At 61.8% G+C, this 22,608-nt stretch carries 23 protein-coding genes; 12 read left to right on the forward strand and 11 right to left on the reverse strand.

Features of this window, described 5'->3' with window-relative positions; all coding sequences use genetic code 11:
• Positions 1-261: 261 nt before the first annotated feature.
• The 9 genes from ffh to leuC all read left to right on the forward strand — a co-directional run bounded on the left by ffh (position 262) and on the right by leuC (position 8,326).
• Complete coding sequence (ffh, locus tag RlegSU303_RS21670) at positions 262-1,848, forward strand: signal recognition particle protein (protein WP_131720350.1); 1,587 nt, start codon at positions 262-264, stop codon at positions 1,846-1,848.
• A gap of 16 nt (positions 1,849-1,864) precedes the next feature.
• Positions 1,865-2,185 (forward strand): chorismate mutase, encoded by a 321-nt coding sequence (locus RlegSU303_RS21675; RefSeq protein ID WP_131720349.1) that lies wholly within the window; start codon positions 1,865-1,867, stop codon positions 2,183-2,185.
• A 49-nt stretch (positions 2,186-2,234) separates the two neighbouring features.
• Positions 2,235-2,606, forward strand: a complete 372-nt coding sequence (gene rpsP, locus RlegSU303_RS21680) for a 30S ribosomal protein S16 (protein WP_012759371.1) — start codon at positions 2,235-2,237, stop codon at positions 2,604-2,606.
• 113 nt (positions 2,607-2,719) lie between these two features.
• Positions 2,720-3,289 carry a ribosome maturation factor RimM gene (rimM, locus tag RlegSU303_RS21685; protein WP_131628280.1) on the forward strand — a complete coding sequence of 190 codons (570 nt, stop codon included), beginning with the start codon at positions 2,720-2,722 and terminating at the stop codon, positions 3,287-3,289.
• Complete coding sequence (trmD, locus tag RlegSU303_RS21690) at positions 3,289-4,020, forward strand: tRNA (guanosine(37)-N1)-methyltransferase TrmD (RefSeq protein ID WP_094087177.1); 732 nt, start codon at positions 3,289-3,291, stop codon at positions 4,018-4,020. Before rimM ends, trmD begins: the two co-directional genes overlap by 1 nt.
• A gap of 285 nt (positions 4,021-4,305) precedes the next feature.
• Positions 4,306-4,860 (forward strand): 50S ribosomal protein L19, encoded by a 555-nt coding sequence (rplS, locus tag RlegSU303_RS21695; RefSeq protein ID WP_012759374.1) that lies wholly within the window; start codon positions 4,306-4,308, stop codon positions 4,858-4,860.
• Positions 4,861-5,005: 145 nt separating this feature from the next.
• The gene (locus tag RlegSU303_RS21700) at positions 5,006-5,803 is read left to right on the forward strand and encodes a basic amino acid ABC transporter substrate-binding protein (protein WP_017962457.1); all 798 of its coding nucleotides are present in this window, start codon (positions 5,006-5,008) and stop codon (positions 5,801-5,803) included.
• Between the two features lie 16 nt (positions 5,804-5,819).
• Positions 5,820-6,632, forward strand: coding sequence for an amino acid ABC transporter permease (locus RlegSU303_RS21705; RefSeq protein ID WP_017962458.1), 813 nt, complete (start codon positions 5,820-5,822; stop codon positions 6,630-6,632).
• 284 nt (positions 6,633-6,916) lie between these two features.
• Positions 6,917-8,326: a 3-isopropylmalate dehydratase large subunit gene (gene leuC / locus RlegSU303_RS21710; RefSeq protein ID WP_020052055.1), complete on the forward strand. Its 1,410-nt coding sequence runs from the start codon at positions 6,917-6,919 to the stop codon at positions 8,324-8,326.
• Positions 8,327-8,484: 158 nt separating this feature from the next.
• Here the strand turns inward: leuC and RlegSU303_RS21715 are convergent, their stop codons facing one another.
• Both RlegSU303_RS21715 and RlegSU303_RS21720 read right to left on the reverse strand, forming a co-directional pair.
• Entirely contained in the window at positions 8,485-9,315 is an 831-nt protein-coding gene (locus tag RlegSU303_RS21715) for an aldo/keto reductase (protein ID WP_131720348.1), read from the reverse strand.
• Between the two features lie 132 nt (positions 9,316-9,447).
• A complete protein-coding gene (locus RlegSU303_RS21720; protein ID WP_131720347.1) occupies positions 9,448-9,969 on the reverse strand; it encodes a L,D-transpeptidase family protein in 522 nt (173 codons plus the stop codon).
• A 167-nt stretch (positions 9,970-10,136) separates the two neighbouring features.
• Between RlegSU303_RS21720 and RlegSU303_RS21725 the strand changes: the two genes are divergently transcribed.
• Positions 10,137-10,820 carry a response regulator transcription factor gene (locus tag RlegSU303_RS21725; protein WP_017962462.1) on the forward strand — a complete coding sequence of 228 codons (684 nt, stop codon included), beginning with the start codon at positions 10,137-10,139 and terminating at the stop codon, positions 10,818-10,820.
• A 115-nt stretch (positions 10,821-10,935) separates the two neighbouring features.
• Positions 10,936-11,391: a cyclic nucleotide-binding domain-containing protein gene (locus RlegSU303_RS21730; protein WP_017962463.1), complete on the forward strand. Its 456-nt coding sequence runs from the start codon at positions 10,936-10,938 to the stop codon at positions 11,389-11,391.
• 47 nt (positions 11,392-11,438) lie between these two features.
• Here the strand turns inward: RlegSU303_RS21730 and RlegSU303_RS21735 are convergent, their stop codons facing one another.
• The 6 genes from RlegSU303_RS21735 to tesB all read right to left on the reverse strand — a co-directional run bounded on the left by RlegSU303_RS21735 (position 11,439) and on the right by tesB (position 18,995).
• Complete coding sequence (locus tag RlegSU303_RS21735; RefSeq protein WP_017962464.1) at positions 11,439-12,242, reverse strand: exodeoxyribonuclease III; 804 nt, start codon at positions 12,240-12,242, stop codon at positions 11,439-11,441.
• A gap of 101 nt (positions 12,243-12,343) precedes the next feature.
• Positions 12,344-13,012 carry an outer membrane lipoprotein carrier protein LolA gene (locus RlegSU303_RS21740; RefSeq protein ID WP_017962465.1) on the reverse strand — a complete coding sequence of 223 codons (669 nt, stop codon included), beginning with the start codon at positions 13,010-13,012 and terminating at the stop codon, positions 12,344-12,346.
• Between the two features lie 138 nt (positions 13,013-13,150).
• Positions 13,151-15,844, reverse strand: a complete 2,694-nt coding sequence (locus RlegSU303_RS21745; protein WP_131720346.1) for a DNA translocase FtsK — start codon at positions 15,842-15,844, stop codon at positions 13,151-13,153.
• A gap of 249 nt (positions 15,845-16,093) precedes the next feature.
• Positions 16,094-17,521 carry an ammonium transporter gene (locus RlegSU303_RS21750; RefSeq protein WP_131720345.1) on the reverse strand — a complete coding sequence of 476 codons (1,428 nt, stop codon included), beginning with the start codon at positions 17,519-17,521 and terminating at the stop codon, positions 16,094-16,096.
• Between the two features lie 27 nt (positions 17,522-17,548).
• Positions 17,549-17,899 (reverse strand): P-II family nitrogen regulator, encoded by a 351-nt coding sequence (locus tag RlegSU303_RS21755; RefSeq protein WP_017962468.1) that lies wholly within the window; start codon positions 17,897-17,899, stop codon positions 17,549-17,551.
• Positions 17,900-18,110: 211 nt separating this feature from the next.
• Complete coding sequence (tesB, locus tag RlegSU303_RS21760) at positions 18,111-18,995, reverse strand: acyl-CoA thioesterase II (protein ID WP_131708640.1); 885 nt, start codon at positions 18,993-18,995, stop codon at positions 18,111-18,113.
• 83 nt (positions 18,996-19,078) lie between these two features.
• Between tesB and RlegSU303_RS21765 the strand changes: the two genes are divergently transcribed.
• Complete coding sequence (locus RlegSU303_RS21765; protein WP_131720344.1) at positions 19,079-20,293, forward strand: ubiquinone biosynthesis hydroxylase; 1,215 nt, start codon at positions 19,079-19,081, stop codon at positions 20,291-20,293.
• A 67-nt stretch (positions 20,294-20,360) separates the two neighbouring features.
• Here RlegSU303_RS21765 and RlegSU303_RS21770 read toward each other — a convergent pair whose 3' ends face one another.
• From RlegSU303_RS21770 to trxA, 3 genes are all read right to left on the reverse strand, one after another.
• Positions 20,361-20,549 carry a Trm112 family protein gene (locus RlegSU303_RS21770; protein ID WP_011653922.1) on the reverse strand — a complete coding sequence of 63 codons (189 nt, stop codon included), beginning with the start codon at positions 20,547-20,549 and terminating at the stop codon, positions 20,361-20,363.
• Positions 20,550-20,558: 9 nt separating this feature from the next.
• Positions 20,559-21,245 carry an LON peptidase substrate-binding domain-containing protein gene (locus tag RlegSU303_RS21775; protein ID WP_027666960.1) on the reverse strand — a complete coding sequence of 229 codons (687 nt, stop codon included), beginning with the start codon at positions 21,243-21,245 and terminating at the stop codon, positions 20,559-20,561.
• Positions 21,246-21,513: 268 nt separating this feature from the next.
• A complete protein-coding gene (gene trxA / locus RlegSU303_RS21780) occupies positions 21,514-22,488 on the reverse strand; it encodes a thioredoxin (protein ID WP_029870880.1) in 975 nt (324 codons plus the stop codon).
• Positions 22,489-22,608: the final 120 nt, after the last annotated feature.

A 22,608-nucleotide genomic window follows, 5' to 3' on the forward strand; every position in this document is an offset into this window, starting at 1 on the left:
CGGCTTCCGAGAAGTCCGCCATGCGGTCATTTGTCCGCATTGCCTTGACTTTCGCGCGGCTTTCCTGTTTATCGCGCCCAATCCGCGACGAGCCGCATGACTCCGAGCCGCCGACCGGGACTTTAGAGATCCCGGAGGTCAACACCCGACAGCGCGATGCGCCCTCGGGTGCTTTTTGGCTTTGCGTCTTGTTTTCGTCAAGGAAAAGCACGACGTTTCCGGGCATGTGAAACCCGCCCGAAACGTATCAAGGAAGAGCCGATGTTTGAAAACCTCCAGGACCGTCTTGGATCCATTCTGAATGGACTGACAGGCCGTGGCGCGCTTTCGGAAGCCGATGTTTCCGCAGCGCTGCGCGAGGTTCGCCGTGCGTTGCTGGAGGCCGACGTTGCGCTCGACGTCGTGCGTTCCTTCACCGACCGCGTGCGTGAAAAGGCCGTCGGCGCCGAGATCCTGAAGTCGATCAAGCCCGGCCAGATGGTCGTCAAGATCGTGCATGACGAGCTGATCGAGATGCTGGGTGGCGAAGGGGTCGGCGTCGACCTTCATGCCGCTGCCCCTGTCGTCATCATGATGGTCGGCCTGCAGGGCTCCGGCAAGACGACGACGTCGGCGAAGATCGCCCATCGCCTGTCGACGCGCGAGAAGAAGAAGGTGCTGATGGCATCGCTCGACACGCGCCGTCCGGCAGCCCAGGAGCAGCTTCGCCAGCTCGGCGCGCAGGCCAATATCGACACGCTGCCTGTTATATCAGGCCAGTCGCCGACCGATATCGCCGCGCGCGCCGTGCAGGCGGCCAAGCTCGGCGGCCATGACGTCGTCATCCTCGATACCGCCGGCCGCACGCATATCGACGAGCCCTTGATGGTCGAGATGGCCGACATCAAGAAGCGGTCGAACCCGCATGAAATCCTGCTGGTCGCCGACAGCCTCACCGGCCAGGACGCTGTCAATCTCGCCCGCAGTTTCGACGAACGGGTCGGCATCACCGGTCTGGTGCTGACCCGCATGGACGGCGATGGCCGCGGCGGTGCCGCCCTTTCGATGCGCGCCGTCACCGGCAAGCCGATCAAGCTGATCGGCGTCGGCGAGAAGATGAGCGAGCTGGAGGAATTCCATCCCCGCCGCATCGCCGACCGCATCCTCGGCATGGGCGACATCGTCTCGCTCGTCGAGCGCGCGTCCGAAAACATCGACGCCGAGAAGGCGGCCGCCATGGCCGCCAAGATGGCCAAGGGCAAGTTCGACCTCGACGACCTGGCCGACCAGCTGCGCCAGATGCAGAAGATGGGCGGCATGGGCGGCATCATGGGCATGATGCCCGGCATGGCCGGCATGAAGGACAAGATGGCCGCAGCCGGCCTCGACGACAAACTTTTCGGCCGCCAGATCGCCATCATCCAGTCGATGACGAAGGCCGAGCGCACCAATCCCGATCTGCTCAAGCATTCGCGCAAGAAGCGCATCGCCGCCGGCTCCGGCACCGATGCCGCCGCCATCAACAAGCTTCTGAAGATGCACCGCCAGATGGCGGACATGATGAAGATGATGGGCGGCAAGGGCAAAGGCGGCATGATGAAGCAGATGATGGGCGGCCTTGCCGGCAAGATGGGGCTCGGCGGCGGCATGGGCGGCATGGGTGGCGGCATGCCCGATCTTTCGAATATCGATCCCCGGCAGCTCGAGGCCTTGCAGAAGCAGGCGGAAGCGGCGGGGCTTGGAAAGCCGGGTGGGGGTATGCCCGGTCTCGGCGGTCTGCCGGGTGGTTTGTCGGGCCTCGGCGGTGCCAAGCTGCCGGGCCTTGGCGGTGGTTTCCCGGGATTGCCCGGATTGCCCAAGAAGAAGTGAAAGGATCGCTTGCCCCATGATTGATCCAGACGTCAAAACCCAGCTCGCGAGCTATCGCCAGTCGATCGACAATATCGATGCCGCTCTCGTGCACATGCTGGCCGAACGCTTCCGCTGCACCAAAGAGGTCGGCGTGCTGAAGGCCAAATACAATTTGCCGCCGGCCGACCCGGCGCGCGAGGAATACCAGATCGAACGCCTTCGCCAGCTGGCGAAAGCCGCCAATCTGGACCCGGATTTCGCTGAGAAGTTCCTGAACTTCGTCATCAAGGAAGTCATCCGGCATCATGAGCAGATCGCTGCGGATCACGCTGAACAGAGCGCTGCAGCCCGATAACCCGTACCGCTCAAGAAAGCGGTCAAGAAAAGCCCAAGGAGTAAAGAACATGGCACTGAAAATTCGTCTCGCCCGCGGTGGTTCCAAGAAGCGCCCGTATTACCACGTCGTTCTCGCCGATGCGCGCAGCCCGCGTGACGGCCGCTTCCTCGAAAACCTCGGTTCCTGGAACCCGATGCTTGCCAAGGACGATGAGAAGCGCGTTCAGCTGAACGCCGAGCGCATCAAGCACTGGATCGAACACGGCGCCCAGCCAACCGACCGCGTTCTGCGCTTCCTCGATGAGGCCGGCGTTGCCAAGCGCGAAGTCAAGAACAACCCGGTCAAGGCAAAGCCCGGCAAGCGCGCCCAGGAACGCGCCGCCGAAAAGGCTCAGAAGGTCACCGACGCCGCTGCTGCTGCTGCAGACGCCGCGGAATAATCGCGACATTCCCTTCGAGCGGGCGGCATGGCGACATGCCGCCCGTTTTCGTTTCCAATCGCCCGCACTTCGTTTATGAGAAACCTGTCTTTCGGCTTCACATGAAGGAACCCATGACCAAGCTTGAAAACCCCGTTCTGATGGCGACGATCGGTGGCGCGCAGGGCCTCCGGGGCGAGGTGCGCGCCAAGGCCTATACGGCCGATCCCGGCGCGCTTGGCGACTACGGCCATCTGCACAGCATGGACGGCCGCAGCTTCGAAGTCCTCGAAATCCGCGAGATGAAGAATGTCGTCGTCGTCCGTTTCCGCGGCGTCAACGACCGCAATGCCGCCGAGGCCCTGAACGGGCTTGAGCTCTATATCGAGCGGGACAACCTGCCGGACGAGGAGCTGGACGAAGACGAGTTCTACTATGCCGATCTCGAAGGGCTCGAGGCGCGCGACGACAAGGGTGTCAGCTATGGCACCGTCACCGGCGTCTTCGATTTCGGCGCCGGCGACCTGCTGGAACTCAAAGGTCCGGGCAAGCGCCCGGTGCTGATCCCCTTCTCCGAAGCCTCGGTGCTGGAGATCGACCTCGAGGCCGGCACGCTGCTGATCGATCCGCTGGCGGCGGGTCTGGTCGACGATTCGGAAGAGCTGTCGAAATTCACTCCCGACAAGCCGAAAAAGAAGAAGTAATGGCTTTCCGGGCGAGCGTGCTGACACTTTATCCGGAAATGTTTCCGGGGCATCTGGGCTTCTCGCTCGCCGGCAAGGCGATGGAGCGGGGGCAATGGTCGCTGGACACGGTGCAGATCCGCGACTTCGCCACCGACAGACACCGCACCGTCGACGACACCCCGGCCGGCGGCGGCGCCGGGATGGTGCTGAAGGCCGACGTTCTCGCCCGCGCGATCGACAGCGCCTCAGAAAACGATACCCGCCCGCGGCTGCTGATGAGCCCGCGCGGCCGGCCGCTGACACAGGAGCGTGTGCGCGAGCTCGCGGCGGGCGACGGCGTCATCATCGTCTGCGGCCGCTTCGAAGGCGTCGACCAGCGGGTGATCGAGGCGCGCGGACTGGAAGAGGTCTCGATCGGCGACTACGTGCTGTCAGGCGGCGAGCCGGCGGCGCTGATCGTGCTCGATGCCATCATCCGCATCCTGCCTGGCGTCATGGGCAACGATCTTTCCGGCCTGCACGAAAGCTTCGAAGGCGGACTGCTGGAACATCCGCATTATACCCGGCCGCAGGAATGGGAAGGCCGGGAAATCCCCGCGATCCTCACCTCGGGCAACCATGGCGCCATCGAGAAATGGCGGCATCAGGAAGCGGTGCGGCTGACGCGGGAGCGGCGGCCGGATTTGCTGGAAAAGGCTGACGCATTGACCCCGAAATCGGGATCGAATTTCGGAAAGCACGATGCGTAGATTCAAAATGCTGCAGCGTCCTTTGCGCGTCTGAAAAGGTGCGCGGCGCTATAAAGTGAGAAAAACGGCTGATTTCGTAGCCCTTTTCACAAAAATGCCGTCCAAGGGATGACAAGCCCTGGCCTTTCGTGTATTGGCGCACGCGGAAATGGGGTTTATCCCCGTCTGCCAGCAAACAAAGAATGGCGAATCCGCTCCCGCCTTAACGGGCAAAGTCCTGAGGCCAGTTCCGAAGGATCAGTGTCGAGCGCTCTGGCTGTTTCAGAAGAACCAAAGGTTAAGACGATGAACATCATTCAGCAGCTTGAGGCCGAACAGGCCGCCAAGATCGAAGCCAAGCGCACGCTTCCCGAATTTTCCCCGGGCGACACCGTCCGCGTCAACGTCAAGGTCACGGAAGGCACCCGTACCCGCGTTCAGGCCTATGAAGGCGTCTGCATCGCCCGCTCCGGCGGCGGCCTGCAGGAAAACTTCACGGTCCGCAAGATCTCCTACGGCGAAGGCGTCGAGCGCGTATTCCCGATCTACTCGCCGATGATCGAAAGCGTCGACGTCGTTCGCCGCGGTAAGGTCCGTCGCGCCAAGCTCTATTACCTGCGCGACCGTCGCGGCAAGTCTGCCCGTATCGTTGAAGACACCGGCGTCCGCGCCCGCAAGCTCAACGACGCCGAGCGCGCCGCCATTGCCGAGGAAAAGGCACGCATCGAAGCTGAAAAGGTTGCAGCAGCTCAGGCGCTCGCCGCCGAGAGGGCAGCAGCAGAAGCTGCGGAAGCCAAGGCCGCTGCCGAAAAGGCCGCCGCTGAAGCAGCCGCCGCTGCAGCGGAACCGGCAGCAGAATAAGATCTGCGCCACGCAAAATTCTTTGCTTGGAAAGGCGGCCTTCGGGTCGCCTTTTCTATTTTTTGCTTCGGTGCGCAGCCGGCGGCCTTGCCTCAGGCCTATCTTCCGTGACAGTTTTTGCCGTTCAATTTTGGGGAACCGTTCAATGTTGTTTCGCCGTACCGTTCTTGCGAGCTTCGCCGCCCTTGCTCTTGTACCCCTCGCCGCATCGGCCGCCGAACTGCCGGATCTCGGCGGCAAGAGTGTCGTCGTCGTCACCGAGAATGCCTATCCGCCGCTGCAATTCGTCGATCCGAAATCCGGCAAGGCGATCGGCTGGGAATATGATGCGATGAACGAGGTCGCCAAGCGGCTGAATTTCAAGGTCGAATACCAGAACACCAGCTGGGACGCGATGATCCAGGCCGTGTCCGACGGCCAGTATAACATCGGCATGACCGGCATCACCATCAAGGAAGACCGCAAGCAGAAGGTGGACTTCTCCGATCCCTATATGCGCTCGCAGCAGTTCATGCTGGTGCGCGGCGATGAGACGCGCTTCGCCGATGCCAAGTCCTTCGGCGAATTCAAGGACGGCCTGGTGGGCGCGCAGCCCGGCACCACGCCCTTCTACACCGCGGTCTATGAAGTGCTTGACGGCAACGAGCAGAACCCGCGCATCAAGCTCTTCGAAACCTTCGGCGCCACCGTCCAGGCCCTGAAGGCCGGCGACGTCGACGTCGTGCTGACCGACGGCACCGCCGGCAAGGGTTATGTCGACGCCTCGAACGGCGCCTTGAAGCTGATCGGCGAGCCGCTCGGCACCGAAGATTTCGGCTTCATCTTCCCGAAGGGCTCCGACCTCGTCGCCCCGGTCAATGCCGCCATCGCCGCACTCAAGGCCGACGGTACGCTGGATGGGCTGAACAAGAAGTGGTTCCTCGACTACAAGATGGGCGAATGACGCCGAGCAGCTGCTGATGGCGTTGCGACCATCTCCCGACAGACACGTCAAGGACGACTATCCCTGGTGGCTGGTCGCCCTCGTCACGATCGGCATCGTGCTTGCCGCCGTCATCGTCGCCAACGATATCTATGCCCAGGTCTTCCGCACCGTCGTCAACGGTGTCGGCGTCACCGTCTTCGTCACGCTGGTCGCCTTCGTGCTCGCCACCGTGCTCGGCCTCGGCATCTGCCTGCTTGGCATGGCCGACAGCCAGGTGTTGCGTCAGATTGCGCGATTCTACATCGAGATCATCCGCGGCATACCGATCCTGGTGCTGCTGTTCTACGTCGCCTTCGTCGGCGCGCCGGCTCTGGTCGCAGCCTATAATTTCCTGATTTCGCCGCTGGTGACATCCGGCGTGGCCGAGCCCATCCTGGTGCGCGACCTGTCGCTGATGTGGCGAGCGATCATCGCGCTGACGGTCGGTTATTCCTCCTTCATCGCCGAAATCTTCCGGGCCGGTTTCCAGTCGGTCGATCTCGGCCAGATCGAGGCAGCCAAGGCGCTTGGCCTGTCGCGCTACCGGCGCTTTCGCTCCGTCGTCTTCCCGCAGGCAATCCGGGTGATCTTCCCGCCGCTCTCCAACGATTTCGTCTCGATGGTGAAGGACAGCTCGCTCGTCTCCGTGCTCGGCGTCGCCGACATCACCCAGATGGGCAAGGTCTATGCCGCCGGCTCCTTCCGCTTCTTCGAGACCTATTCGATCGTCACCTATATCTATCTGATCCTGACAATCGGCCTGTCGCTGGCGCTGCGGCGGACGGAGAAATGGATGAAGTCGCGGTAAGCGATCAATCCGGCCTCGCCGCTGAGAGGCCGCAGAGCGCCTGCTGATGATTCAAATTGAAGCCGCCGCGAAAAATCGCTATATGCAGGGCTATGGAATCCAAGTTCAGATGCATTGGTGCGCATATTTTCGTGCTGCAGGACCATTATCGCCTGCCGGCGCGGTTTTTTGCGTGCGTGTCCGGTGCGCTCAACAGCCGACTTCGTTGATCGAATGACGGCCGGCGGAGCTTGATCTGCCATTTCTCGATTTTCCAAAAGCTTCAGAAAAACGGACTTAACGCCATGAGCGCACCGCGTACCCTCTACGACAAGATCTGGGACGATCATCTGGTCGACGAACAGGCAGACGGCACCTGTCTTCTCTACATCGACCGCCACCTGGTCCACGAAGTCACCTCGCCGCAGGCGTTCGAAGGCCTGCGCATGACCGGCCGCAAGGTTCGCGCGCCGGAAAAGACGCTCGCCGTCGTCGACCATAACGTTCCGACCTCGCCCGACCGCCATCTCGGCATCAAGAACGAGGAAAGCCGCATCCAGGTGGAAGCGCTGGCGACCAATGCCGCCGAATTCGGCGTCGAATATTATTCGGCAAGCGACAAGCGCCAGGGCATCGTCCACATTGTCGGTCCGGAACAGGGCTTCACCCTGCCCGGCATGACCATCGTCTGCGGCGACAGCCATACCTCGACGCACGGCGCCTTCGGCGCGCTGGCGCACGGCATCGGCACTTCGGAGGTCGAGCATGTGCTGGCGACCCAGACGCTGATCCAGAAGAAGGCGAAGAACATGCTGGTGCGGGTCGACGGCGTGCTTCCGCCGCATGTCACCGCCAAGGACATCATCCTTGCCATCATAGGCGAAATCGGCACAGCCGGCGGCACCGGCCACGTCATCGAATTTGCCGGCGAAGCGATCCGCGCGCTGTCGATGGAAGGCCGCATGACGATCTGCAACATGACGATCGAGGGCGGCGCCCGCGCCGGTCTGATCGCCCCGGACGAAAAGACCTTCGAGTATATCAAAGGCAAGCCGCGCGCGCCGAAGGGCGAGGCGCTGGAACAGGCGATCGCCTATTGGAAGACCCTGCAGACCGACGAGGGCGCTCATTACGACCGCGTCGTCGTGCTCGATGCCGCCAGCCTGCCGCCGATCGTTTCCTGGGGCTCTTCGCCCGAGGACGTCATCTCCGTCCAGGGCATCGTTCCGAACCCGGACGACATTCCGGACGAAACCAAGCGCACCTCCAAGTGGCGCGCGCTCGACTATATGGGCCTGAAGCCGGGCACGAAGATGACCGACATCACGCTTGACCGCGTCTTCATCGGCTCCTGCACCAACGGCCGCATCGAGGATCTGCGCGAAGTCGCCAAGGTCGTCGAAGGCAAGACGGTTGCCCCAACCGTCGACGCGATGATCGTGCCGGGTTCCGGCCTCGTCAAGGAACAGGCGGAAGCCGAAGGCCTCGACAAGATCTTCAAGGCCGCCGGTTTCGACTGGCGCGAGCCGGGCTGCTCCATGTGCCTTGCGATGAACGACGACCGTCTGAAGCCGGGCGAACGCTGCGCTTCGACCTCGAACCGCAACTTCGAAGGCCGTCAGGGCTTCAAGGGCCGCACGCACCTCGTCTCGCCGGCAATGGCCGCTGCAGCCGCGATCGCCGGGCACTTCGTCGATATCCGCGAGTGGAATTGATCCGTCAAAACGGATGACGATCAAAGCCCACCGATGCCGCTGCGCATCGGTGGGCTTCACATTTTATGGCGTCCGGCCTCGGTCGCCTTATACAGCGGCCCCGCATGCGGTCTTCTGCGGGACGACCCTTGATTGGCTGGCGATAATCGAGGCGACGATCAGAAGGTTGCCGTCATCGGATCCGGCCCCATACGGGCACCGGCGCTGTCGAGCTTGGCGATCGCGGCCATATCATCGGCGTCGAGCTTGAAGTCGAACACCTGGAAATTCTCCTCGATCCGCGACGGCGTCACCGATTTCGGGATGACGACGAGGCCGGTGTCGATGTGCCAGCGAATGATGACCTGAGCCGGCGTCTTCTGATGTTTTTTGGCTATCTCGCCGATATCGGCGTTCGAGATGAACTTGCCCTGGCCGAGCGGGCTCCAGGATTCGGTGACGATACCAAGCTTCTTGTGAACCTCCTGCGCCGCCTTCTGCTGGAAATCGGGATGCAGCTCGATCTGGTTGATGATCGGAACGATGCCGGTTTCGCCGATGATGCGCTCGAGATGTTCAGGATTGAAATTCGACACGCCGATCGACCGGGCACGGCCCTCTTCCCGGATGCGGGCGAAAGCCTTCCAGGTCTCCGTATAAAGGCCGCGATGCGGCGACGGCCAATGAATGAGATAGAGGTCGACATATTCGGAGCCGAGCTTCTTCAGGCTGCCGTCGAAGGCGCGCAACGTATTGTCATAGCCTTGATCGGTATTCCTGAGCTTGGTGGTGACGAAGATGTCTTTGCGGTCGAGGCCGGAAGAGCGGATGCCTTCGCCGACGCCCTCTTCGTTGTCGTAACCGGAAGCCGTATCGATATGACGATAGCCGGCGGCGATCGCCGTGCGCACGGTGGGAGCGGCAATATCCTGCGGCGTCTGCCAGACACCGAGGCCGACTTGGGGAATGGAATGTCCGTCATGGAAAGTAATGATGGGTTGAGCGGTCACAATATATCTCCGGGAGTTTGAAGAATTGGACGAGGCATGAATTGCGCCCGCACCTACGGGGCGTCCCAGAACGCATTTCAGCCGGAGCGTTCGGTCACCGGAAGCATATAGGCGGCCGCATCCGGAAGACAATCAGACGACGCGGACAATCGTTCCCTTTCGAAGGTGAGGCAGCAGTCGGCGCATGTCGCGCAGGCTCACCGCCACGCAGCCGGCCGTCGGCTCATAGCCTGGCCTGATGAGATGGAAGAAGATCGCCGAGCCGCGATTGCGCGCACGCGAGGAAATGTTCCAGTCCATCACCAGGCAGATATCGTAGAGCCCGTCGCTGCGCCGCATCTCCTCGTGACTTGCGCTGAACGGCGCCTGGACGAGGCGGTTGTAGCTGGCACTGTCGGACTGATCGCACCAGAGCATATCGGGGCGGATGCGGCGGATGGAAAGCGGAGTGACGAGGCGGCCGTTCCGCTCGCCGCGCCGGAAGCCTGATATCAGCCTCATCGAGGCGATCGGCGTGGCGCCGTCGCCCTCGCGTTTCATCACGGTGCGGCCGGAGCGGCCGATCGCAGCAGGCACGGTGATGGCGCCAAACCGAACGATCGCCCGGCTCTTGCGCCCCGGCGCAGGACGCACCACGATCGTCGACGGCGTCATACCTCGCCTCTGCCTTGCTTTTTCCATTTTTCTCGCATGTCGTGCCTTGTCTGGGGCTTCGATTGAAATCATATCGAAACGGACCCGGCAACAGCCCGCTGCCCGATCCTTGCCAAACCAGGAATTTGGCGTAGGACTAGGGGACTTAACATGAGGACGCAAACGGCATGACCGCACGCACCATTCTTCTGGTGGATGACGACGATGACCTTCGGCAGACGCTGACGGAGCAATTGTCGCTATATGAGGAATTCACGGTTCTGCAAGAAGCCAACGCCGGCAAAGGTGTGGCGACCGCCCGCGCGACGCCGATCGACCTGTTGATCATGGATGTCGGCCTGCCCGATATGGACGGCCGCGAGGCAGTGAAGCTGCTGCGCAAGGGCGGTTTCAAGGCGCCGATCATCATGCTGACCGGCCACGATACCGATTCGGACACGATCCTCGGCCTCGAAGCCGGCGCCAACGATTATGTCACCAAGCCCTTCCGCTTCGCCGTGCTGCTCGCGCGCATCCGCGTGCAGCTGCGCCAGCATGAGCAGAGCGAGGACGCGACCTTCACCGTCGGCCCCTACCTCTTCAAGCCGAGCCAGAAGCTCCTGACCACCGATAACGGCCAGAAGATCCGGCTGACGGAAAAGGAAGCGGCGATCATCCGCTATCTCTACCGCGCCGAACAGAAGGTCGTTACCCGCGACATACTGCTCGAAGAGGTCTGGGGTTATAATTCCGGCGTGACGACGCATACGCTGGAAACCCACGTCTATCGCCTGCGCCAGAAGATCGAGCGCGATCCCTCCAATGCCGAAATCCTCGTCACGGAAAACGGCGGCTACAAGATCATACCCTAGAGTATTTCCGTTTTTCTCTGAATGACGGAAATGCCCTATCTCTTTGTTTTCACGTAATTCCGGACGCAGAACCGCGACGCGGTTTGCTGGAATTGCTCTAAGGCGAAAAGCCCGCATGGCGCTGACCGACGACATCCATATGCTCGCGCAGCTTCCTCTGTTCAAGGACATGAGTGAGGATCAGCTGCGGTTGATTGCCTTCGGCGCCGACCGGCGCATGATCGCTGCCGGCCAGATGCTGTTTCGCCAGGGCTCGCCCGCCGAGAGCGCCTATGTCATCCTCAGCGGCAGCCTGGAGCTGAGCGCGACGAGCAGCGACGGCATGCAGAGGACAGAGGGGATCGCCGGTCCCGGAACCCTGGTTTCCGAGCTGGCGCTGGTGACGCTGGTGGAGCGCAAATTCACCGCGGTAGCGCGCGAGGACACCAGCATCATCCGCATCACGCGCGCCCTCTTCCACCGGCTGATCGAGGAATATCCGGACGCAGCCCGGCTGATCGAGAACCGGATCCGCGATAATCTTGCGGAGCTTGCGGCAAAGGCCGCAAGCCAGTTCTACCGCTTCAGCTGATTCCAGATAGCGATAAGGATCCCTGCGCTTCCACGAAGCTGTACCGCTTAGAAATCGAAATGCGCCGTGACTGGTACGTGGTCGGAGGGCCGGTCCCAGCCGCGCGCCTCCTTGAGGATTTCTATCCGCTTGAGATGCGGCCCGAGATCCGACGACGACCAGATATGGTCGAGACGGCGGCCGCGATCGGCGGCCTCCCAGTCCTTGGCGCGGTAGCTCCACCAGGTGTAGAGTTTCTCGTTTTCAGGCACATGCTGGCGCATCAGATCGAGCCAGGCGCCGCGCTTCATCACCTCGAGCAGCCCCTCGGTTTCGACAGGCGTATGGCTGACGATCTTCAGAAGCTGCTTATGCGACCAGACGTCATGCTCCAGCGGCGCGATGTTGAGGTCACCGACGAGGATGGCTGAGGTATTGGCCTCGCCATCGGCTTTCAGCAGCTTCATCTCCTCGATGAAATCGAGCTTGTGGCCGAATTTCGGATTGATCGTGCGATCCGGCTCGTCGCCGCCGGCCGGGACATAGAAATTGTGCAGCCGAACGCGGCGATTGCCGTACTCGAAGATCGCCGAGATGTGACGCGCATCGCCGACGCCGCAATAATCCTGCCGGTGATCCTCGGTCAACGGTATGCGCGAGGCGATCGCCACGCCGTGATAGCCCTTTTGGCCGTGGATGATGATGTGATTGTAGCCCATCGCCCTGAGCGGTGCCGCAGGGAACAGATCGTTCGTCACCTTGGTTTCCTGCAGGCAAAGGATATCGGGCCTGTGCTTGAGAACGAGCTGCTCGACGATGGGCATGCGCAGCCGCACCGAATTGATGTTCCAGGTGGTGATCGAAAAATCCATGCCCTATACCCCTTCACGCTTTCACGAAAGGGCTTTAAAACAAAGGCGGACGCGAGGGAACCGGCCGCTTGTAAAAGGAGCGGCCGATCAACCGAAAAGGTTCAATCGCGCGACTGAGGCGTGCCTGGAATGGTCTCATAGGGCACACGGAAGACGCGATCCTCGAACTGCATGCCGGTTTTGACGTTGAAGATCATCACCGAGGTGTCCTTGCCCTGATTGTCGGTGATCGTCCACTGACGCAGGTCGTAGGTCTTCGGGTCGAACATCATGGTGATGGTCGAGTTTCCGAACACCGTATTGTTGCCGAGTGCGATCGTCGTCAGGTCAGACTCTTCCTTCACGCCCTTCACCATGCCGGCCGAAAGGTCGATACGCTGCGCCAGGAGCAGGCTGAGCGGGGTCTTGGACAGCGGATAGAGATCCCAGGTCTTGAGCTTCATATTGCCGATGGCGACGTTCCTGCCGTCGGCGATCACCCGCATTGGCGACGGATCGTCATAGTTGAAGCGCAGCTTGCCGGGGCGCTGGATGAAGAACTTGCCGCCGGTCTGTTCGCCGCGCGGGCCGAACTGCACGAATTCGCCCTGCATCGTCGTGACGCCGGAAAAATGATCGGCGATCGCCTGCGCCGTGCCGGAGGCGGGAGCTGCCGCCTGCGCATAAGCGCCAAGGGGAATGGCGCTCGCTATCGCAGCGACGGCAAAGGCGCCGAGAAGGTCGCGGCGCGTTACCGTCAGGCCGGAGAGGAAGGTATCGGAGTGACTCATCTAAATCTCCTTTATGCGATCTGCATGCTGCCGAAAGGCGGCGTCTTCAAGGCGTTGCGATCGGCCTGCGAAAGTAACGGCTTCGATGCTATCAGGTTTCCGCAAAAGCGGCTGCATCGGAAATATATGCCTGTTATGTCAGCGGTCGAGGATGTCGCCTTCGGTCGGAACCAAAATTTCGCGTTTGCCGGCATGGTTGGCCGGTCCGATGATGCCCTCCTTCTCCATGCGCTCGACGAGCGAGGCGGCACGGTTGTAGCCGATGCCGAGTCGGCGCTGCACGTAGGAGGTCGACGCCTTGCCGTCGCGCAGCACGATGGCGACCGCCTGGTCGTAGGGATCTTCCGATTCGGAAAGATTGGACGTGCCTGCCGGACCACCGCCACCGCCGCCGTAATCACCGTCTTCGTCGTCATCGGCGGTGATCGCGTCGAGATATTGCGGCGAGCCCTGGGTCTTCAGGTAGGAGACGATCTCTTCCACCTCGACATCCGAAACGAACGGGCCGTGCACGCGCTGGATACGCCCGCCACCCGCCATGTAGAGCATGTCGCCCATGCCGAGCAGCTGTTCGGCGCCCTGTTCGCCGAGAATGGTGCGGCTGTCGATCTTCGAGGTCACCTGGAAGGAGATGCGGGTCGGGAAGTTCGCCTTGATCGTGCCGGTGATGACGTCGACCGACGGACGCTGTGTCGCCATGATCACGTGGATGCCGGCCGCACGCGCCATCTGCGCCAGGCGCTGGACTGCGCCTTCGATATCCTTGCCGGCGACCATCATCAGGTCGGCCATCTCGTCGATGATGACGACGATATAAGGCATCGGTCGCAGATCGAATTCTTCGGTCTCGTACATCGCCTCGCCGGTATGGCGGTCGAAGCCGGTCTGCACCGTGCGCGAGATCGCCTCGCCCTTCGACAGCGCCTGCTCGACGCGGGTGTTGAAGCCGTCGATGTTGCGGACACCGATCTTCGACATCTTCTTATAGCGCTCTTCCATCTCGCGCACGGTCCATTTGAGCGCGACGACGGCTTTCTTCGGATCGGTGACGACAGGCGAAAGTAGGTGCGGGATGCCGTCATAGACGGAGAGTTCGAGCATCTTCGGGTCGATCATGATCAACCGACACTGTTCCGGCGTCATGCGGTAGAGCAGCGACAGGATCATCGTATTGATGGCGACCGACTTGCCGGAGCCTGTGGTGCCGGCGACGAGCAGATGCGGCATCTTGGCGAGATCGGCGATCACGGCTTCGCCGCCGATCGTCTTGCCGAGCGCCATGGCGAGCTTCGCCTTGCTGCCTTCGAAATCCCTGGAAGCGATGAGTTCACGCAGATAGACGGTTTCGCGCGTCTGGTTCGGCAATTCGATGCCGATCGCGTTGCGGCCGGGCACGACGGCGACGCGGGCGGCAATCGCGCTCATCGAGCGGGCGATATCGTCGGCAAGGCCGATGACGCGCGATGACTTGATACCGGGCGCCGGCTCCAGTTCGTAAAGCGTCACGACGGGGCCGGGGCGGACATGGATGATTTCGCCCTTGACGCCGAAATCCTCAAGCACGCCTTCGAGCATGCGGGCATTCTGTTCCAGCGCATCAGCCGAAAGCGTCGAGTCGCGCACGACATTCTTCGGTTCGGCGAGCAGATGCATCGACGGAAGCTGGAAACCCTCGGGACGGATGAACGAGCCCTGCGCCTCCCGCTCGATGCGGGCGCTGGGCTTCGGACGTGCGACCACCGGGACGACGCGCGGTTCCGGCTTGCCGGCGGCCTTTGCCGGTGCGCGGATCATCCAGTCGTCGTCATCGTCGTCGGGCAGGATATCGGCCGGGCGCGGCGGCATGTCGTTATCGAAGGGCAGGTCGTCGTCATTATCATCGTCATCATCGATGGACATCGACGGCGCGGAGACGATGCGCCGCGGCGAAGCCGTTCTTGACCCCATCGACGGCTCCATCGACGGCTCCATGCGCTCGCCGCGGACGGTCGGCGCCTTGGCGCGCACGGGTTCGTTCAGCGTGCCGAACTCGTCATCGTTGAAATCATAAGGTGATTCGTAATCGCCCTGGCGCCGCTTGCGCGGACCCATGCCGAACAGCCGGCGCAGTCGGCCCTGGCTCATGTACCAGGCATGCGTCACGGCGCCGCTGAGAGCGACCCAGCGGGACTCGTCTTCCTCCTCGTCCTCGTCTCCGACGACGCGGGCCTTGCTGCGCGTATCGACGTAGTCTTCCTCGATCTCCTCGTCGGCGTCACTGCGGCCGACAAGGCCTGATGCAAAGAGCATCAGCCAGGCGGTCGGCGCGGCGAAGATGCAACCGACGACCATGGCGAAGGTGCCCGTCGGATAGGCGCCGGCGAAGAGTGCGGGAAAACGCAGGATCATGTCGCCGATGACACCGCCGATGCCGTTCGGGATCGGCCAGGTGAGCGGCGGCGGAAAGCAGCCGAGGACGGCGCAGGAAAGCACCGAACCGCCGAACCAGGCGCCGGCACGGGCAGGAATACGGCTGAAGCGGCGGCCCGAGATCAGCGTCAGCGCCCAGGCGACGATCGGCAGCATCGAAACGACGCTGGCAAGCCCGAGGAACTGCATGACGATATCGGCAAAGGCAGCCCCGCTGTAACCGAGAATATTCGTCGGCAGGTTGGCGGTCGCATAGGAATAGCTCGGATCCGCAACATTCCATGTCGCCAGCGCCGCGACGCAGAACGCCAGCAGCAGAAAGATCGCAAAGCCGATGAGCGCCTGGATCTGCCGCAGCATGAATGCCGAGAAGGAAAACCGATCCGGACGGCCATCCATCGCCGGCGACGTGCTTCTTGCCATGTGTCTAACCCGTCCAATGCCTGAGGACACGCGAATCGCTGAAGCGTCGGTGCCAAAATGCGTCCGCTCTACCTAATCAGAGCCGGGTTAAAGCGATGTTAACCATGCATGCCTGGACGTGCATTCCGAACCGGGAAATGAAAAAAAGCCCGAACCTTGAAAGGTCCGGGCCAAATGCGGTCTATGGTTAGATAGGCCGCGACGGGCTGTGATGCGGCGCCCTTCTGCCGGGCGCCGCAAACCCTGTGATCAGGAAGAGTGGTAGGCGGCTTCGCCGTGGGTCGAAAGGTCGAGACCTTCGCGTTCGGCTTCAACGGTAACACGCAGGCCGATGACGACGTCGACGATCTTGTAGAGGATCGCCGAGCCGATACCGGACCACAGCAGCGTCGTCAGCACGCCCTTGGCCTGGTTCCAGACCTGGGTTGCCGTGCCGGCATAGGAGGCTGCGAAATCGGCGGTCGAATAATCGACGATGCCTGCACCGCCGAGCGCCGGGTTGACGAGGATACCGGTGCCGAGAGCGCCGATGATGCCGCCGACGCAATGGACGCCGAAAACATCGAGGCTGTCGTCGTAGTTGAACTTGTTCTTCACGACGTCGACGAAGAAGTAGCAGGCCGGCGAAACGAGGAGGCCGAGAACGATCGAGCCCATCGGGCCGGCAAAGCCTGCCGCCGGGGTGATGGCGACGAGACCGGCAACCGCGCCGGAAGCGCCACCGAGCATGGAAGCCTTGCCGCGGGTGAGGGTTTCGACGATGCACCAGGACACAGCGGCGGCAGCCGCTGCGACGAAGGTGTTGATCATAGCGAGAGAAGCGTAGGCATTGGCTTCGAGGTTGGAGCCGGCATTGAAGCCGAACCAGCCGACCCAGAGCAGCGAGGCGCCGACCATGGTCAGCGTCATCGAATGCGGAGCCATGATTTCCTTCTTATAGCCCGTGCGCTTGCCGAGCATGATTGCGCCGACGAGGCCCGCGATACCGGCATTGATGTGAACGACCGTGCCGCCGGCAAAGTCGATTGCGCCGTAGGAGAAGATCAGGCCGGCCGGCGAGGTGTAGGAGCTCGGACCACCCCAGAACCAGACCATGTGCGCCATCGGGAAGTAGATGAAGGTGACCCAGAGCACGACGAAGAGCATGACTGCCGAGAACTTGATGCGCTCGGCGAATGCGCCGACGATCAGGCCGGGCGTGATGCAGGCAAACGTCATCTGGAACACGATGAAAGTGTATTCCGGAATGGCGACGCCCTTCGAGAAGGTTTCTACGAGCGACGAGGTGTTGACGCCGGCGAGGAAGGCCTTGGAGAAGCCGCCGACGAAGCTGTTCAGCGAACCGCCATCGGTGAAGGCGAGCGAATAGCCGTAGGTCACCCAGATCAGCGCCACGACGGCCGTGATCATGAAGACCTGCATCAGCACCGAGAGCATGTTCTTGGCACGGACGAGACCGCCGTAGAAAAGCGCAAGGCCGGGGATGGTCATCAGAAGGACGAGCGCCGAGGAGACGAGCATCCAGGTATTGTCACCCTTGTCCATGGTGAGAGCAAGAGCAGCAGCGGCAGTAGCGGCTGGTGCAGCCTCCTGCGCAAAAGCGACGGCCGGCGCCAGAAGGGCGGCCGAAGCTGCGCAAAGACGCGCAAAGGTGGAAGAAAACTTCGAAATTGACATTGGAAAAAGCTCCTTGATCTGCCGTTCTTACAGCGCTTCTGAATCGGTTTCGCCCGTACGGATGCGCACGGCATGGTCGATCGAATAGACGAAGATCTTGCCGTCACCGATCTGACCGGTCTTGGCCGCTGCCGCGATGGCCTCGACCGCCCTGTCGACGAGTTCCGATGCAACCGCGATTTCGATCTTGAGCTTCGGCAGGAAGCTGACTGCATATTCGGTGCCGCGATAGATTTCGGTGTGCCCCTTCTGGCGCCCGTAGCCCTTCACTTCGGTTACGGTCAGCCCCTGAATACCGATCGCCGTAAGGGCTTCGCGGACCTCATCGAGCTTGAACGGCTTGATAATGGCCATCACAATTTTCATCTGGTTTCCCATCCTTCGTTATCCTCGGCGCGGAGCCGACTCTCCTTGCCGCTGACGTTCCTGAACAGCGACCGGCCAATACACATTCAAGGGACGTGCCAGATTCGAGGCAATACGTAAGTTATTGAAAAGTATAGGTTATAATAAAGAGTGCCAATAAACAGGCAAATGATTGGCCAATAAGCGCACAAATAACGCGCAAATTTGTAAAGTTGCACATTATTTATTCATTTGCCTTTTTCCGAATCAGGCCTTCCTGCGCGACCGATGCGATCAGGCTACCGGATCGTGTAAATAGGCTACCCCGGGTTAATCCTCTGGCACCTGAAGCCGACGGACTGTCCTGCGTATAAAGCAGCCAGTCGTCGAGTTTGCAGGGTCTGTGGAACCACATGGAGTGATCGAGGCTCGCCACCTGCAGGCTCTGGTCGAAGATGGACGTTCCGTGCGCATAGAGCGACGTATCGAGCAGCGTCATGTCCGAAAGATAGGCAAGCACCGCCGCCTGGTAGAGCCGGTCGTCGGGGACCGGGCCGGTGGCGCGCACCCAGACGTCCTGTTTCGGATCGAGCTTCCTTTCGGAAAAATAATGCGTCAGCGAGACGGGGCGGATCTCGATCGGCCGCTCACGCTGCCAGTATTTTCGGATCGCTTCCGGCGCATGGGCGAGATACTGCTCCTTGATCTGCTGCTCGCCGAGCAGCGCCTCCGGCATTTCAACCTTAGGCATCGCGATCTGGTGCTCGAAGCCCGGCTCCTCCACCTGGAAGGAGGCCGACAGCGCGAAGATCGCCTTGCCATGCTGGATGGCGACGACGCGCCGCGTGTTGAAGCTCGATCCGTCGCGGATGCGCTCTGCCCGATAGATGATCGGCACCGTGGGATCGCCGGGACGCATGAAATAAGCATGCAGCGAATGGACGAAACGCTCGCCCTCGATGGTGCGCTGCGCCGCCATCAGCGCCTGGCCGATCACCTGGCCGCCGAAGACCCGCTGCCAGCCGACCTTGGGGCTGCGGCCGCGGAAGATATCGACCTCGATCGGCTCGAGGTCGAGCGTCGAAAGCAGCGTCTCCATCGCCGAAGGCCCTGATGTCTCGCCCGTCATTTCTATGTCTCCCAGCGGTAGGAAGTGAAGTTGCGATGATCTATATAGAGCACATCTGAGGCACAAGGTACGGGAGCGGCGCGATGCTGGACATGCTGGTTGTGGGCGGGGGTTATGTCGGCCTTTCCGCCGCTGTCGCGGTCAAACAGGCCGCCCCGCATCTGAACGTCGCGGTCGTCGAGGCGGCTCCCGAACATGTCTGGAAAAACGATACGCGCGCTTCCGCCATCATCGCCGCGGCGGCGAAGATGCTCGAGGTCTTCGGCATCTGGAAGGAGATCGAGCCGGAGGCCCAGCCGATCACCAAGATGATCGTCACCGACTCCAAGACCTCCGATCCGGTGCGTCCGGTGTTTCTGACCTTCGACGGCGAAGTGGCCGACGGCCGGCCTTTCGCCCACATGATCCCGAATGTCGCGATGGTCGCGGCACTGCGCGGCGCCTGCGACCGGCTCGGCATCGACATCCGCCACGGGCTCGGCGCCACGGAGCTGAAGACCCACGACACCCATGCCACCGTCACGCTTTCGGACGGTAGCACGCTGGAAACCCGGCTGCTGGTTGCCTGCGACGGTGTGCGCTCGACGTTGCGCGATCTCGCCGGCATCAGGACCGTCACCTGGGACTACGGCCAGTCCGGCATCGTTGCAACAGTCGAACACGAGCGGCCGCATGACGGCTGCGCCGAGGAACATTTCCTGCCGGCCGGCCCCTTCGCCATCCTGCCGCTCAAGAACAACCGCTCCTCGCTCGTCTGGACGGAGCGGACGCCGGATGCCAACCGGCTGGTCGCCGCCGACGACCTGATCTTCGAGGAAGAGCTCGAACGCCGCTTCGGCCACAAGCTTGGGGGCCTTAAGGTGATCGGCGACAAGCGCGCCTTCCCGCTCGGCCTCACACTGGCCCGCTCCTTCGTCGCGCCGCGTTTCGCGCTGGCCGGCGATGCCGCCCACGGCATCCACCCGATTTCGGGTCAGGGCCTCAATCTCGGCTTCAAGGATGTGGCGGCACTCGCCGAAACCGTGGTGGAGGCCGACCGCCTCGGCCTCGATATCGGCTCGATCAATATCCTCGAGCGCTACCAGACCTGGCGGCGCTTCGACACTTTCCGCATGGGGGTGACGACCGACGTGCTGAACCGGCTCTTCTCCAACGACGCAACGCCGATCCGCATCGCCCGCGACGTCGGCCTCGGCATCGTCGACCGGCTGCCGCGTCTCAAGTCCTTCTTCATCGGCCAGGCGGCCGGAACGACGGCAAAGGACAATCCGCGGCTGCTTGCCGGCCAGACGATTTAACCTTTTACGCAATTCCCGGCAAAAGCGCTTGGCGCTTTGCCTGCGAAAACCGCTTCCTGGAATTGCTTTAGTCGTCGAGACGGCGGGCTTCGGACATCAGCATGATCGGAATGCCGTCGCGTATCGGATAGGCAAGCCGCGCCTTTTCCGAGACGAGTTCATTGTGCTCGCGATCATAGGAAAGCCGGCCCTTGGAGAGTGGGCAGACCAGCAGATCGAGCAGCTTTGGATCGACGCGGCTGAGTTTTTCGTCCATGGCTGAAGTCTACTGCAGAACCGTGTCGGAGTCACCGAAGACACGCGCCAGCACGATTTCGGTAATGGCGATCAGCGTCTCGGCCCGCGTCTTCAGGTCCGGCGCCTCCAGCAGCGCCTGTTTTTCCGCCGGCCCGAAGGGCGACATCATCGCCAGCGAATTGACGAGCGTCAGATTGCTCGCCCGTTCGACGCTCTCCCAGTCGGCCTCCAGCTTGTTGGCATCGAGATAGGCCTTGAAGGCGGTGAGAAGTGCCGCGCGATCGACCGCGCCCTCCTCGTTCTCGGCCGAGAGATCGGCGATGAAGGGAGCGATACGGAAGGTGCGGAAGGGATGGCTGGTCGCTTTCTCCTCCAGCAGCCTGAAGCGGCAGACGCCGGTCAGCGACACGATATAGCGCCCGTCGCCGGTCTCGGCAAAGGAGGTGATGCGGCCGAGGCAGCCGACAGCGGCAAGGTTGGGCTCACCGCCCTTGTCCTCGTGTTCGCCGAGTGCCGGTTGGACCATGCCGATCAGCCGGTTTCCGGTCAGTGCGGCATCCAGCATCGCCAGATAGCGCGGCTCGAAAATGTTGAGGGGAAGCTGCCCGGCCGGCAGGAGGAGGGCGCCGGTCAGGGGGAAGACAGCGATCACATCAGGCAGATCGCCCGGCTTCAGGTATCTGGCATTCCCGACTTGCATGAAACCGTCCCGCATTCTTGTAACGGGCATGCCCGTTCTGACGAGAATGTGGTGCCCTCGTCCGAAAACGCAAGGGCAGATGCTCGAACTTACAGCGCCGCGCGTCTTTTTAGACGCGCAAAGGACGCTGTAACACTTTGAATCGCTGCATAATTTAATCCTTAAATCGATTCCGATTTAAGGAATTATGCAGTGGCGCTAACCTCGAAAATCGGAATCGATTTTCGAGAAGCACTACGCGTAGAATCAAAGTGATAGCGTGTCTTGTTGGACGCGCTACGCCCTAGGAGAACAGCATCGCCGAAAGCTTGCGGCGCGCTGCAACCGTCGCCGGATCCTTGAACCCCCAGACCTCGAAGAACTGCAGCAGCTGGCGGCGGGCGCCATCATCGTCGAAGGCACGGTCCTTGCGCATGATCAGCAGCAGATGGTCGGCCGCTTCGTCGCGCCGGCCTTCGACATTGCGGATCTTGGCAAGCTTGATCCGCGCCTCGTGGTCATCGGGATTGGCGGCCAGTTCACGCTCGAGAGCTACGGGATCGCCGAGCTTGCGGGCCTCCTCGATCTGCTCGAGCTTCATCAGCACGGCCTGGATGCCGGCGTCTTTCGCCAGCTCTTCCGGCAATTCCGTCAGTATTTCGCGCGCCCGCTGATGCTGGTTGGCGGCGATCATGCATTCGGCCATGCCGGCAAGCGCCTTGGCATTCTCGGGGTCGGCCTGCATCACGGCGCCATAGAGCTGGGCGGCCTCGTTGATATTGCCGGCGGCAAGCAGTTCCGCCGCTTCCGTGAGTACAGCTTCGATTTCGGCCGCCTCGTCGGCGCCGGCTGGACCGGCGATCCGGTCGATGAACTGCTGGATCTGGCTTTCCGGCACCGCCCCCATGAAACCGTCGGCAGGACGGCCGTTGACGAAGGCGATGACAGCAGGGATCGACTGGATGCCGAGCTGGCCGGCGATCGAGGGATGGTCGTCGATATTCATCTTGACCAGCCGGACGCGGCCCTTGGCTTCGTTGATCACCTTTTCCAAGACCGGCGTCAGCTGCTTGCAGGGACCGCACCAGGGCGCCCAGAAATCGACCAGCACCGGCTGCTTGCGCGATTCCTCGATGACGTCCTTGGCGAAATTCGCGGTCGTCGTCTCCGTGATGTAGCTGCCGGCCGCAGCCGCGGGTTCCGGCGTAGCGCCAAAGCTTGTCGTCGCCGTCATCTGATTTCCGAAGGAACCGTTATAGGGGTTGTCGCTGCCGCTCATAGGTATCTCCCGCCGCGCCGATCCTGCCGGCGTCTTTGCTAAAGCATGTCGCGCAAAACTGTGTGGCGGTTTTGCGATAAAGACATGCGCAAAACCAAAGACTAAAGCGCGGCAAGCGAA

This window comes from Rhizobium sp. SU303, from assembly GCF_021052345.1.
Lineage (GTDB): Bacteria > Pseudomonadota > Alphaproteobacteria > Rhizobiales > Rhizobiaceae > Rhizobium > Rhizobium laguerreae.

Bases quoted from the DNA above. Each gene is read 5' to 3' on its own strand.
- RlegSU303_RS21750 (WP_131720345.1), bottom strand. From the start codon at position 17,521: ATGTCAATTTCGAAGTTTTCTTCCACCTTTGCGCGTCTTTGCGCAGCT.
- leuC (WP_020052055.1), top strand. From the start codon at position 6,917: ATGAGCGCACCGCGTACCCTCTACGACAAGATCTGGGACGATCATCTG.
- RlegSU303_RS21735 (WP_017962464.1), bottom strand. From the start codon at position 12,242: ATGGATTTTTCGATCACCACCTGGAACATCAATTCGGTGCGGCTGCGC.
- RlegSU303_RS21700 (WP_017962457.1), top strand. From the start codon at position 5,006: ATGTTGTTTCGCCGTACCGTTCTTGCGAGCTTCGCCGCCCTTGCTCTT.
- RlegSU303_RS21705 (WP_017962458.1), top strand. From the start codon at position 5,820: ATGGCGTTGCGACCATCTCCCGACAGACACGTCAAGGACGACTATCCC.
- ffh (WP_131720350.1), top strand. From the start codon at position 262: ATGTTTGAAAACCTCCAGGACCGTCTTGGATCCATTCTGAATGGACTG.
- trmD (WP_094087177.1), top strand. From the start codon at position 3,289: ATGGCTTTCCGGGCGAGCGTGCTGACACTTTATCCGGAAATGTTTCCG.
- RlegSU303_RS21745 (WP_131720346.1), bottom strand. From the start codon at position 15,844: ATGGCAAGAAGCACGTCGCCGGCGATGGATGGCCGTCCGGATCGGTTT.
- RlegSU303_RS21725 (WP_017962462.1), top strand. From the start codon at position 10,137: ATGACCGCACGCACCATTCTTCTGGTGGATGACGACGATGACCTTCGG.
- RlegSU303_RS21730 (WP_017962463.1), top strand. From the start codon at position 10,936: ATGGCGCTGACCGACGACATCCATATGCTCGCGCAGCTTCCTCTGTTC.
- RlegSU303_RS21770 (WP_011653922.1), bottom strand. From the start codon at position 20,549: ATGGACGAAAAACTCAGCCGCGTCGATCCAAAGCTGCTCGATCTGCTG.
- RlegSU303_RS21775 (WP_027666960.1), bottom strand. From the start codon at position 21,245: ATGCGGGACGGTTTCATGCAAGTCGGGAATGCCAGATACCTGAAGCCG.
- RlegSU303_RS21755 (WP_017962468.1), bottom strand. From the start codon at position 17,899: ATGGGAAACCAGATGAAAATTGTGATGGCCATTATCAAGCCGTTCAAG.
- tesB (WP_131708640.1), bottom strand. From the start codon at position 18,995: ATGACGGGCGAGACATCAGGGCCTTCGGCGATGGAGACGCTGCTTTCG.
- rplS (WP_012759374.1), top strand. From the start codon at position 4,306: ATGAACATCATTCAGCAGCTTGAGGCCGAACAGGCCGCCAAGATCGAA.
- RlegSU303_RS21675 (WP_131720349.1), top strand. From the start codon at position 1,865: ATGATTGATCCAGACGTCAAAACCCAGCTCGCGAGCTATCGCCAGTCG.
- RlegSU303_RS21765 (WP_131720344.1), top strand. From the start codon at position 19,079: ATGCTGGACATGCTGGTTGTGGGCGGGGGTTATGTCGGCCTTTCCGCC.
- rimM (WP_131628280.1), top strand. From the start codon at position 2,720: ATGACCAAGCTTGAAAACCCCGTTCTGATGGCGACGATCGGTGGCGCG.
- trxA (WP_029870880.1), bottom strand. From the start codon at position 22,488: ATGAGCGGCAGCGACAACCCCTATAACGGTTCCTTCGGAAATCAGATG.
- RlegSU303_RS21720 (WP_131720347.1), bottom strand. From the start codon at position 9,969: ATGACGCCGTCGACGATCGTGGTGCGTCCTGCGCCGGGGCGCAAGAGC.
- RlegSU303_RS21740 (WP_017962465.1), bottom strand. From the start codon at position 13,012: ATGAGTCACTCCGATACCTTCCTCTCCGGCCTGACGGTAACGCGCCGC.
- rpsP (WP_012759371.1), top strand. From the start codon at position 2,235: ATGGCACTGAAAATTCGTCTCGCCCGCGGTGGTTCCAAGAAGCGCCCG.